Consider the following 11,780-nt stretch of genomic DNA (forward strand, 5'->3'; position numbering starts at 1 on the left):
TTATTGCGACGGATGAAAGCAGCGCCAAAAACGCCTAAAGCAAAACGTCAGGAAGAACAGGCCAACTTTATCAGTTGGCGTTTTGCGTTGCTGTGCGGCTGTATTCTACTGGCGCTGGCTTTTCTGCTGGGGCGGGTTGCCTGGCTACAGGTAGTCAGCCCGGACATGCTGGTGCGCCAGGGCGATATGCGTTCTCTGCGCGTACAGGAAGTATCCACCGCGCGCGGGATGATTACCGACCGCTCCGGTCGTCCGCTTGCGGTCAGCGTGCCGGTGAAGGCTATCTGGGCCGATCCAAAAGAACTTCATGATGCCGGCGGGGTAACCCTGGATACGCGCTGGAAGGCGCTGGCGGATGCCCTCAATATGCCGCTGGATCAGCTGGCGACGCGCATCAATACCAATCCGCGGATGCGTTTCATCTATCTGGCGCGTCAGGTTAACCCTGACATGGCCGACTACATCAAAAAACTGAAGCTGCCGGGCATTCATCTGCGTGAAGAATCCCGTCGTTACTACCCTTCCGGGGAAGTGACCGCCCACCTCATCGGCTTTACCAACGTCGACAGCCAGGGGATTGAAGGGGTCGAAAAGAGCTTTGATAAATGGCTTACCGGCCAGCCGGGCGAGCGTATCGTGCGTAAAGACCGCTATGGCCGGGTAATTGAAGACATCTCTTCCACCGACAGCCAGGCGGCGCACAACCTGGCGCTGAGCATCGACGAGCGTCTGCAGGCGCTGGTCTATCGTGAGCTGAACAACGCCGTGGCCTTTAACAAAGCCGAGTCCGGCAGCGCGGTGTTAGTGGACGTGAACACCGGCGAAGTGCTGGCGATGGCCAACAGCCCGTCCTACAACCCAAACAACTTTGCCGGCACGGCGAAAGACACCATGCGTAACCGCGCCATCACCGACGTGTTCGAACCGGGTTCGACGGTGAAGCCGATGGTGGTGATGACGGCGCTGCAGCGCGGTATCGTCAACGAAAATACCGTGCTCAATACCGTGCCTTATCGAATTAACGGCCACGAAATTAAAGACGTGGCGCGCTACAGCGAATTGACCCTGACCGGGGTACTACAGAAGTCGAGTAACGTCGGTGTTTCTAAGCTGGCGTTAGCGATGCCGTCCTCAGCGTTAGTAGATACTTACTCACGTTTTGGGCTTGGAAAGGCGACCAATTTGGGGTTGGTCGGAGAACGCAGTGGCTTATATCCTCAAAAACAACGGTGGTCTGACATAGAGAGGGCCACCTTTTCTTTCGGCTACGGGCTAATGGTAACCCCGTTACAGTTAGCGCGAGTCTACGCAACGATTGGCAGCTACGGCATCTATCGCCCGCTGTCGATTACCAAAGTTGATCCACCGGTTCCGGGCGAACGTGTCTTCCCGGAATCACTCGTTCGTACCGTCGTTCATATGATGGAAAGCGTGGCGCTGCCTGGCGGCGGCGGCGTGAAAGCGGCGATCAAAGGCTATCGCATCGCGATTAAAACCGGTACGGCGAAAAAAGTGGGGCCGGATGGCCGCTACATCAACAAATATATTGCTTACACCGCAGGCGTTGCGCCCGCCAGCCATCCGCGCTTTGCGCTGGTGGTGGTGATCAACGACCCGCAGGCAGGTAAATACTACGGTGGCGCCGTTTCCGCGCCGGTGTTCGGTGCCATCATGGGCGGTGTATTGCGCACCATGAACATCGAGCCGGATGCGCTGGCAACGGGCGAAAAAAGTGAATTTGTAATTAATCAAGGCGAGGGAACAGGTGGCAGATCGTAATTTGCGCGACCTTCTCGCTCCATGGGTGCCAAACGCACCGGAGCGCATTCTGCGAGAGATGACGCTGGACAGCCGGGTGGCTGCTTCCGGCGATCTCTTTATCGCGGTACAGGGTCATCAGGCGGACGGGCGTCGTTATATCCCGCAGGCGATAGCGCAAGGTGTGGCTGCCATTATTGCTGAAGCCCAGGGCGAAGCTAAAGACGGTGAGATCCGTGAAATGCACGGCGTGCCGGTTATCTACCTGAGCCAGCTTAACGAACGCTTATCGGCGCTGGCCGGGCGTTTTTATCATCAGCCGTCGCAGCAGCTGCGTCTGGTGGGCGTGACCGGTACCAACGGCAAAACCACCACCACCCAGCTTCTGGCGCAATGGGCGAAACTGCTCGGCGAAACCAGCGCGGTGATGGGGACCGTCGGCAACGGCCTGCTGGATAAAGTGGTGCCGAGCGAAAACACCACCGGTTCTGCGGTCGATGTTCAGCACGTGCTTTCCGGCCTGGTCGAGCAGGGGGCAACCTTCGGCGCGATGGAAGTCTCTTCCCACGGGCTGGTACAGCACCGCGTGGCGGCCCTGCAGTTTGCCGCCTCGGTATTTACCAACCTGAGCCGCGACCACCTCGACTACCATGGCGACATGGCGCACTACGAAGCGGCAAAATGGCTGCTGTACTCCACCCACCATTGCGGTCAGGCCATCGTCAACGCTGACGATGAAGTCGGTCGTCGCTGGCTGGCGAAGCTGCCGGACGCGGTGGCGGTGTCGATGGAAGATCATATCAATCCGAACTGCCACGGCCGCTGGCTGAAGGCCACCGCGGTTAACTATCACGACAGCGGTGCCACCATCCAGTTTGACTCCAGCTGGGGCAACGGTGAAATCGAAAGCCGCCTGATGGGCGCCTTTAACGTTAGCAACCTCCTGTTGGCGCTGGCCACGCTGCTGGCGCTGGGCTATCCGCTGGCCGATCTGCTGAAAACTGCGGCGCGTTTACAGCCGGTATGCGGCCGTATGGAAGTGTTCAGCGCGCCCGGTAAACCGGCGGTGGTGGTGGATTATGCCCATACCCCTGACGCACTGGAAAAAGCACTGCAGGCCGCGCGCCTGCACTGCAGCGGCAAGCTGTGGTGCGTCTTCGGCTGCGGCGGCGACCGTGACAAAGGCAAGCGTCCGCTGATGGGGGCGATTGCAGAAGAGTTCGCCGATATCGTGGTCGTCACTGACGACAACCCGCGTACCGAAGAACCGCGGGCGATTATCAACGATATTCTGGCCGGCATGCTCGATGCAGGTCATGCAAAAGTGATGGAAGGCCGTGCGGAAGCGGTGACCAACGCCGTGATGCAGGCGCAGGAGAACGACGTGGTGCTGGTGGCGGGTAAAGGCCATGAAGATTACCAGATCGTCGGTAACCGTCGTCTGGATTATTCCGACCGCGTCACCGTCGCGCGTCTGCTGGGAGCGGTAGCATGATTCGCTTTACGTTAAGCCAGCTCGCCGCGATCGCCCATGGCGAACGGCAGGGTAGCGATATCGCTATCGACGAGGTAACCACCGACACCCGTAAAGTCACAGCGGGCTGCCTGTTTGTGGCGCTAAAAGGCGAGCGTTTCGACGCCCATGATTTTGCCGAACAGGCGAAAGCGGCAGGCGCCGGCGCGCTGCTGGTGAGCCGTCCGCTGGCCTGCGATCTCCCGCAGGTGATCGTGAAAGATACCCGGCAGGCTTTCGGCGAGTTAGCCGCCTGGGTCCGTCAGCAGGTGCCGACCCGCGTCGTCGCCCTAACCGGCTCGTCCGGTAAAACCTCGGTCAAAGAGATGACCGCGGCGATCCTCAGCCAGTGCGGCAACACGCTGTATACCGCCGGCAACCTGAACAACGATATCGGCGTACCGATGACTCTGCTGCGTCTGACCAAAGAACATCAGTACGCGGTGATTGAGCTCGGCGCCAACCACCAGGGCGAAATCGCCTGGACCGTCAGCCTGACGCGTCCTGAAGCGGCGCTGGTCAACAACCTTGCCGCCGCGCACCTTGAAGGTTTCGGCTCGCTGGCGGGCGTGGCGAAGGCGAAGGGCGAAATCTATACCGGTCTGCCGGAAAACGGCATCGCCATTCTCAATGCCGACAACAACGACTGGCTGAACTGGCAGGCAGTGATTGGCGATCGCAAAGTGTGGCGCTTCTCACCGAATGCGGCCAACAGCGATTTCACTGCGACTAACGTGCAGATCACCAGCCACGGCACCGAATTTACGCTGCAGACTCCAACCGGTAACGTTGATGTACTGCTGCCGCTGCCGGGACGCCACAACATCGCTAACGCGCTGGCGGCGACCTCGCTGGCGATGGCGGTAGGCGCCGATCTGGCGGCGGTGAAAGCCGGTCTGGCGCAGCTGCAGGCCGTTCCGGGACGTCTGTTCCCGATCCGCCTGACCGAGAGCCAGCTGCTGCTGGATGACTCCTATAACGCTAACGTCGGTTCGATGACCGCAGCGGTGCAGGTCCTGTCAGAGATGCCGGGCTTCCGAACGATGGTGGTCGGCGATATGGCCGAACTTGGCGCGGAAAGCGCGGCTTGCCACCGTGAAGTCGGCGAAGCGGCGAAAGCGGCAGGCCTGGATCGCGTTCTCAGCGTCGGCGCCTTGAGCGCGGATATCAGCCACGCCAGCGGCGTGGGCGAACATTTTAACGATAAAGCCGCCGTGGTGGCTCGCCTGCGCGAGCTGCTGGCTGAGCATAAGATAATGACCATTTTAGTGAAGGGTTCACGTAGTGCCGCCATGGAAGAGGTAGTACGCGCATTACAGGAGACTGGGACATGTTAGTATGGCTGGCCGAACATTTGGTCAAATATTATTCCGGCTTTAACGTCTTTTCGTATCTGACGTTTCGCGCCATCGTCAGCCTGCTGACCGCGCTGTTCATCTCTCTGTGGATGGGCCCGCGCATGATCGCCCGTCTGCAAAAACTCTCCTTCGGCCAGGTGGTTCGTAACGACGGTCCGGAGTCTCATTTCAGTAAGCGCGGTACCCCGACCATGGGGGGGATCATGATCCTCACCGCGATCACCGTGTCGGTGCTGCTGTGGGCTTACCCGTCCAACCCGTACGTCTGGTGTGTGCTGACGGTGCTGATCGGCTACGGCATCATCGGCTTCGTTGATGACTACCGTAAAGTGGTGCGCAAAGACACCAAAGGCCTGATCGCCCGCTGGAAGTACTTCTGGATGTCGGTGATTGCCCTTGGGGTCGCCTTTGCCCTGTATCTGGCGGGGAAAGACACCCCGGCGACCGAGCTGGTGGTGCCGTTCTTTAAAGACGTCATGCCGCAGCTGGGGCTGTTCTATATCCTGCTGGCCTACTTCGTGATCGTCGGCACCGGCAACGCGGTTAACCTGACCGACGGTCTCGACGGCCTGGCGATCATGCCCACCGTCTTCGTCGCGGCGGGTTTTGCGCTGGTGGCGTGGGCGACCGGTAACATGAATTTCGCCAACTACCTGCACATTCCTTATCTGCGCCACGCCGGCGAACTGGTGATCGTCTGTACGGCGATCGTCGGCGCGGGGCTAGGCTTTCTGTGGTTTAACACCTACCCGGCGCAGGTCTTTATGGGCGACGTCGGTTCGCTGGCGCTCGGCGGCGCGCTGGGCATTATCGCCGTGCTGCTGCGTCAGGAATTCCTGCTGGTGATTATGGGCGGCGTTTTCGTGGTGGAGACCCTGTCGGTGATCCTGCAGGTTGGCTCCTTTAAGCTGCGCGGTCAGCGTATCTTCCGCATGGCGCCGATCCACCACCACTATGAACTGAAAGGCTGGCCGGAGCCGCGCGTTATCGTGCGCTTCTGGATTATTTCGCTGATGCTGGTGCTGATTGGCCTGGCGACGCTGAAGGTACGTTAATCATGGCAGATTATCAGGGTAAAAAAGTCGTCATTATTGGGCTGGGCATGACCGGCCTGTCATGCGTGGACTTTTTCATGGCGCGCGGCGTAACCCCGCGCGTGATGGACACCCGCGTCGCGCCTCCTGGGCTGGATAAATTGCCTGAATCGGTCGAATGCCATGTCGGTGGCCTCAATGATACCTGGCTGCTGGCGGCGGATCTGATTGTCGCCAGTCCTGGCATCGCGCTGGCCCATCCTTCGTTGAGCGCGGCGGCAGACGCTGGCGTAGAGATCGTTGGCGATATCGAACTGTTCTGCCGCGAAGCGCAGGCGCCGATCATCGCCATTACCGGCTCGAACGGCAAAAGCACCGTCACCACCCTGGTGGGCGAGATGGCGAAAGCGGCCGGGATTAACGTCGGCGTGGGCGGCAATATCGGCCTGCCGGCGCTGATGCTGCTGGATACCGATCGTGAGCTGTATGTTCTGGAGCTCTCCAGCTTCCAGCTGGAAACCACCTCCAGCCTGCAGGCGGTGGCGGCAACCATCCTCAACGTGACTGAGGACCATATGGACCGCTACCCGCTGGGGCTGCAGCAGTATCGCGCGGCGAAGCTGCGGATTTACGAGAATGCGAAGACCTGCGTGGTCAACGCGGACGATGCGCTCACCATGCCGGTACGCGGCGCGGACGATCGCTGCATCAGCTTTGGTATCGACGTCGGTGACTATCACCTTAACCGTCAGCAGGGCGAGACCTGGCTGCGCGTAAAAGGTGAGAAAGTCCTCAATGTGAAAGAGATGTCTATCACGGGCCAGCATAACTACAGCAACGCCCTGGCGGCGCTGGCGCTGGCCGATGCCGCGGGTCTGCCGCGTGCCAGCAGCCTGAAGGCGCTGACCACCTTTACCGGCCTGGCGCATCGCTTCCAGCTGGTGCTGGATCACAACGGCGTGCGCTGGATTAACGACTCGAAGGCAACCAACGTCGGCAGTACCGAGGCGGCGCTGAACGGCCTGCAGCTTGATGGCACGCTGTATCTGCTGCTGGGCGGCGACGGCAAGTCCGCTGATTTCACTCCGCTGAAGCGCTACCTTGGCGGCGATCGTATCCGTCTGTACTGCTTTGGTCGCGACGGCGCCGAGCTCGCCGAGCTGCGTCCTGAGGTGGCGGTACAAACTGAAACCATGGAGCAGGCGATGCGTCAGATAGCGCCCCTGGTGAAGGCGGGCGATATGGTTCTCCTGTCGCCAGCCTGCGCCAGCCTGGATCAGTTTAAGAACTTTGAACAACGGGGCGAGATGTTTGCCCGCCTGGCGAAGGAGTTAGGTTGATGCGTTTCTCTCTCCCACGCCTGAGAATGCCGCAGCTGAGCTTGCCTCGGTTGAGACTGCCGCGACTGCCGGGGATGTTTATCTTCGCCTGGCTGTTCGCCGCGCTGAAAGGCTGGGTGATGGGCTCGCGCCCAAAAGATAACGACAGTCTGGTGATGTATGACCGGATGCTGCTGTGGCTGACCTTCGGCCTGGCGGCGATCGGCTTTATTATGGTGACCTCGGCATCAATGCCGGTGGGACAGCGCCTGGCGAACGATCCTTTCCTCTTCGCCAAGCGTGACGGCCTGTACATTGTGCTGGCCTTTGTCCTCGCGCTGGTGACGCTGCGCCTGCCGATGGATTTCTGGCAGCGCCACAGTACCGCGATGCTGATCGCCTCGATCGTCATGCTGCTGATCGTGCTGGTGGTGGGTAGCTCGGTAAACGGCGCATCGCGCTGGATCGCCCTCGGTCCGCTGCGCATCCAGCCGGCGGAGTTCACCAAGCTGTCGCTGTTCTGCTACATCGCCAACTATCTGGTGCGCAAAGCCGACGAAGTGCGCAACAACCTGCGCGGCTTCTTAAAACCGATGGGCGTGATTTTCGTACTGGCCATCCTGCTGCTGGCGCAGCCTGACCTCGGTACGGTGGTGGTGCTGTTCGTCACCACGCTGGCGATGCTTTTCCTCGCCGGCGCCAAGCTGTGGCAGTTCATCGCTATTATCGGCATGGGCATATCGGCGGTGGTTCTGTTGATCCTCGCCGAACCGTACCGTATTCGCCGCGTGACCTCCTTCTGGAACCCGTGGGAAGACCCGTTCGGCAGCGGCTATCAGCTGACCCAGTCGCTGATGGCCTTTGGCCGCGGCGAGATGTGGGGGCAGGGACTCGGCAACTCGGTGCAAAAACTGGAGTATTTGCCGGAAGCGCACACTGACTTTATCTTCGCCATCATCGGCGAAGAACTCGGTTATATCGGTGTGGTACTGGCGCTTTTAATGGTATTCTTCGTCGCTTTCCGCGCCATGTCGATTGGCCGAAAAGCGCTGGAGATCGATCATCGCTTCTCCGGCTTCCTCGCCTGTGCGATTGGTATCTGGTTTAGCTTCCAGGCGTTAGTTAACGTCGGGGCGGCGGCGGGGATGCTGCCGACGAAAGGTTTGACGCTGCCGCTGATCAGTTATGGTGGTTCCAGTCTGCTGATTATGTCGACGGCCATCATGTTGTTGTTGCGAATTGATTATGAAACGCGTCTGGAAAAAGCCCAGGCGTTTACACGGGGTGTTCGATGAGCGGTCAGGAAAAGCGGTTGATGGTGATGGCGGGCGGTACCGGCGGGCATGTGTTCCCGGGACTGGCGGTCGCACACTATCTAATGGACCAGGGCTGGCAGGTTCGCTGGCTGGGTACCGCCGATCGTATGGAAGCGGATTTAGTGCCGAAAAACGGCATCGAGATTGATTTTATCCGTATCTCCGGCCTGCGTGGCAAAGGGATTAAAGCACAGCTGCTGGCGCCGGTGCGGATCTTCAACGCCTGGCGTCAGGCGCGGGCGATCATGAAGCGTTTCCAGCCGGACGTGGTGCTGGGTATGGGCGGCTATGTGTCCGGGCCTGGCGGCCTGGCGGCGTGGTCGCTGGGGATCCCGGTGGTCCTCCACGAACAAAACGGCATTGCCGGCCTGACCAACAAATGGCTGGCGAAGATTGCGAAGAAAGTGATGCAGGCGTTTCCCGGCGCCTTTCCGCATGCGGACGTCGTCGGGAATCCGGTGCGCACCGATGTGCTGGCGCTGCCGCTGCCGGGGCAACGTCTGGTAGGCCGTCAGGGGCCGATTCGCGTGCTGGTGGTCGGTGGCTCTCAGGGCGCGCGCGTCCTGAACCAGACCATGCCGCAGGTGGCGGCGAAGCTCGGCGATACGGTGACCATCTGGCATCAGAGCGGTAAAGGCGGCCAGCAAACCGTGCAGCAGGCCTATGCCGCCGCGGGGCAGCCGCAGCATAAAGTGACGGAATTTATTGATGATATGGCCGCGGCGTATGCCTGGGCAGATGTCGTGGTTTGCCGTTCCGGCGCGCTGACGGTTAGCGAAATCGCGGCCGCGGGCTTACCGGCGCTGTTTGTACCGTTCCAGCACAAAGATCGTCAGCAGTACTGGAATGCGCTGCCGCTGGAGAAAGCCGGCGCGGCGAAAATTCTCGAACAGCCGGCGTTCACGGTAGAGGCGGTAGCCTCTACTCTGGCGAGCTGGGATCGGGAAACCTTGCTGGACATGGCGGAACGAGCGCGTGGCGCTTCGATTCCGGACGCTACCGAGCGGGTAGCAGAAGAGGTCAGCGCCGTAGCTTTGGCGCGCTAATTGCGGTGATTTTCACCGCCCGAATACAGAAGTTGATGGCGTAAAGAATGAATACACAAGATTTGGCAAAACTGCGTTCCATAGTGCCCGAGATGCGTCGCGTCCGGCACATTCACTTTGTCGGCATCGGCGGTGCCGGTATGGGCGGTATTGCCGAAGTGTTGGCTAACGAAGGTTATCAGATCAGCGGCTCCGACCTGGCGCCGAATCCGGTAACCCAGCAGCTGTCGCAGCTTGGCGCCACCATTTATTTCAACCATCGCCCGGAAAACGTGCGCGATGCCAGCGTGGTCGTAGTTTCCAGCGCGATTTCCGCCGATAACCCGGAAATCGTCGCCGCGCACGAGGCGCGTATCCCGGTGATCCGTCGTGCGGAAATGCTGGCGGAGCTGATGCGCTTCCGTCACGGGATCGCCATTGCCGGGACCCATGGCAAAACCACCACCACCGCGATGGTATCCAGTATTTACGCCGAAGCCGGGCTGGACCCGACTTTCGTCAACGGCGGGTTGGTGAAAGCGGCGGGCGTCCATGCGCGCCTCGGCCATAGCCGTTACCTGATTGCGGAAGCGGATGAGAGCGATGCATCGTTCCTGCACCTGCAGCCGATGGTGGCCATTGTTACCAACATCGAAGCCGACCACATGGACACCTACCATGGCGATTTCGAGAATCTGAAGCAGACCTTTATTAACTTCCTGCACAACCTGCCGTTCTATGGACGCGCGGTGATGTGTGTGGATGACCCGGTGATCCGGGAACTGCTGCCGCGCGTCGGCCGGCAGATCACCACCTACGGTTTTAGCGACGACGCCGACGTCCGCGTAGAAGACTACCGTCAGGTTGGAGCGCAGGGGCATTTCCGCCTGGTGCGTCAGGATAAAGAACTGCTGCAGGTGACGCTCAATGCCCCGGGACGCCATAACGCGCTGAACGCGGCGGCGGCGGTCGCCGTGGCGACGGAAGAGGGGATTGACGATCAGGCGATCCTGCGCGCGCTGGAAAGCTTCCAGGGTACCGGCCGTCGTTTCGACTTCCTTGGCGAATATCCGCTGACGGAAGTCAACGGCAAAGCGGGCAGCGCGATGCTGATCGATGACTATGGCCACCACCCGACGGAAGTCGACGCCACTATCAAAGCGGCGCGTGCCGGCTGGCCGGATAAAAATCTGGTCATGGTATTCCAGCCGCACCGTTATACCCGTACTCGCGATCTGTACGATGATTTCGCCAACGTGCTGACCCAGGTCGATGCGCTGCTGATGCTCGATGTCTACCCGGCAGGCGAAGCGCCGATCCCGGGTGCCGATAGCCGCTCGCTGTGCCGTACAATCCGTGGTCGCGGTAAAGTTGACCCGATTCTGGTGTCCGACCCGACGCAGGCCGCGGCGATGCTGGCGTCGGTGCTGACCGGCAACGATTTAGTGCTGGTGCAGGGGGCCGGAAACATTGGAAAAATCGCCCGTCACCTGGCTGAAATCAAACTGATCCCGCAAAAAACGGAGGAGGAGCGCCATGGCTGATAAAATCGCGGTGCTTTTCGGTGGAACCTCCGCTGAACGTGAAGTGTCGCTGAATTCAGGCGCCGCGGTGCTGGCCGGGCTGCGTGAAGCCGGGGTGGATGCCCATCCGGTTGACCCGCGCGATGTCGATATTACCCAGTTGAAAAAGCTGGGCTTTAAGAAAGCGTTTATTGCCCTCCACGGCCGCGGCGGGGAAGATGGCACGCTGCAGGGGCTGCTGGATCTGATCCAGCTGCCTTATACCGGCAGCGGCGTGATGGCTTCGGCGATTTCAATGGATAAACTGCGCAGCAAATGGCTGTGGCAGGGGGCCGGATTACCGGTCGCGCCGTGGGTGGCGCTGACCCGCGCCCAGTTTAGCGCCGGATTGTCTGCTGATGTCGAACAGCAGATTGCGGCGCTGGGTCTGCCGCTCATCATCAAGCCCAGCCGCGAAGGCTCCAGCGTTGGGATGTCGAAAGTCAGCGAAAGCTGTGATTTAGCGAGTGCACTGGCGTTGGCTTTTCAGCATGATGATGAAGTTTTAGTCGAAAAATGGCTCAGTGGGCCGGAATTTACCGTCGCCATCGTCGGTGAAGAAATTTTACCGTCAATACGTATCCAGACGGCTGGAACCTTCTATGATTATGAGGCGAAGTATCTCTCTGATGAGACGCAATATTTCTGCCCAGGATTGGAGGATCCAGCGCGTGAGTCAGCCATTCAAAGCCTGGTGCTTAAAGCCTGGAATGTTCTGGGTTGCAAAGGTTGGGGCCGTATTGACGTCATGCTGGACAGCGATGGCCAGTTTTATCTGCTGGAAGCGAATACTTCCCCGGGCATGACCAGCCATAGCCTTGTACCGATGGCGGCGCGTCAGGCAGGAATGAGCTTCTCCCAGCTTGTTGTACGAATTCTGGACCTGGCGGGGTGA

9 protein-coding genes are annotated in these 11,780 nt (G+C 59.9%); all 9 read left to right on the forward strand.

Annotated features, from left to right (window positions below; all coding sequences use genetic code 11):
• The first annotated feature begins 12 nt into the window (after positions 1-12).
• From CE636_RS19220 to CE636_RS19260, 9 genes are read left to right on the forward strand one after another with little or no spacing between them, the layout of a single operon-like run.
• A complete protein-coding gene (locus CE636_RS19220) occupies positions 13-1,779 on the forward strand; it encodes a peptidoglycan glycosyltransferase FtsI (protein ID WP_004204330.1) in 1,767 nt (588 codons plus the stop codon).
• A complete protein-coding gene (gene murE / locus CE636_RS19225; protein ID WP_017901188.1) occupies positions 1,766-3,253 on the forward strand; it encodes a UDP-N-acetylmuramoyl-L-alanyl-D-glutamate--2,6-diaminopimelate ligase in 1,488 nt (495 codons plus the stop codon). The genes CE636_RS19220 and murE overlap by 14 nt, the downstream gene beginning before the upstream one ends.
• Entirely contained in the window at positions 3,250-4,608 is a 1,359-nt protein-coding gene (gene murF, locus CE636_RS19230) for a UDP-N-acetylmuramoyl-tripeptide--D-alanyl-D-alanine ligase (RefSeq protein WP_017901187.1), read from the forward strand. The genes murE and murF overlap by 4 nt, the downstream gene beginning before the upstream one ends.
• Positions 4,602-5,684: a phospho-N-acetylmuramoyl-pentapeptide-transferase gene (gene mraY / locus CE636_RS19235; protein WP_004204335.1), complete on the forward strand. Its 1,083-nt coding sequence runs from the start codon at positions 4,602-4,604 to the stop codon at positions 5,682-5,684. Before murF ends, mraY begins: the two co-directional genes overlap by 7 nt.
• Positions 5,685-5,686: 2 nt before the next feature.
• Entirely contained in the window at positions 5,687-7,003 is a 1,317-nt protein-coding gene (gene murD, locus CE636_RS19240; RefSeq protein ID WP_004204336.1) for a UDP-N-acetylmuramoyl-L-alanine--D-glutamate ligase, read from the forward strand.
• Positions 7,003-8,277 (forward strand): cell division protein FtsW, encoded by a 1,275-nt coding sequence (gene ftsW / locus CE636_RS19245; RefSeq protein WP_004204337.1) that lies wholly within the window; start codon positions 7,003-7,005, stop codon positions 8,275-8,277. Before murD ends, ftsW begins: the two co-directional genes overlap by 1 nt.
• Positions 8,274-9,344 carry an undecaprenyldiphospho-muramoylpentapeptide beta-N-acetylglucosaminyltransferase gene (murG, locus tag CE636_RS19250; protein ID WP_017901186.1) on the forward strand — a complete coding sequence of 357 codons (1,071 nt, stop codon included), beginning with the start codon at positions 8,274-8,276 and terminating at the stop codon, positions 9,342-9,344. Before ftsW ends, murG begins: the two co-directional genes overlap by 4 nt.
• 47 nt (positions 9,345-9,391) lie before the next feature.
• Positions 9,392-10,867 (forward strand): UDP-N-acetylmuramate--L-alanine ligase, encoded by a 1,476-nt coding sequence (murC, locus tag CE636_RS19255; RefSeq protein WP_017901185.1) that lies wholly within the window; start codon positions 9,392-9,394, stop codon positions 10,865-10,867.
• Positions 10,860-11,780: a D-alanine--D-alanine ligase gene (locus CE636_RS19260; protein WP_004204341.1), complete on the forward strand. Its 921-nt coding sequence runs from the start codon at positions 10,860-10,862 to the stop codon at positions 11,778-11,780. Before murC ends, CE636_RS19260 begins: the two co-directional genes overlap by 8 nt.

The organism is Klebsiella sp. LY (assembly GCF_004010915.1).
In the GTDB taxonomy this organism is placed as follows: Bacteria; Pseudomonadota; Gammaproteobacteria; order Enterobacterales; family Enterobacteriaceae; genus Klebsiella; species Klebsiella quasipneumoniae.

Coding starts and splice junctions, on each gene's coding strand:
- CE636_RS19220 (WP_004204330.1), top strand. CDS start 13: ATGAAAGCAGCGCCAAAAACGCCTAAAGCAAAACGTCAGGAAGAACAG.
- murF (WP_017901187.1), top strand. CDS start 3,250: ATGATTCGCTTTACGTTAAGCCAGCTCGCCGCGATCGCCCATGGCGAA.
- mraY (WP_004204335.1), top strand. CDS start 4,602: ATGTTAGTATGGCTGGCCGAACATTTGGTCAAATATTATTCCGGCTTT.
- murD (WP_004204336.1), top strand. CDS start 5,687: ATGGCAGATTATCAGGGTAAAAAAGTCGTCATTATTGGGCTGGGCATG.
- ftsW (WP_004204337.1), top strand. CDS start 7,003: ATGCGTTTCTCTCTCCCACGCCTGAGAATGCCGCAGCTGAGCTTGCCT.
- murG (WP_017901186.1), top strand. CDS start 8,274: ATGAGCGGTCAGGAAAAGCGGTTGATGGTGATGGCGGGCGGTACCGGC.
- murC (WP_017901185.1), top strand. CDS start 9,392: ATGAATACACAAGATTTGGCAAAACTGCGTTCCATAGTGCCCGAGATG.
- CE636_RS19260 (WP_004204341.1), top strand. CDS start 10,860: ATGGCTGATAAAATCGCGGTGCTTTTCGGTGGAACCTCCGCTGAACGT.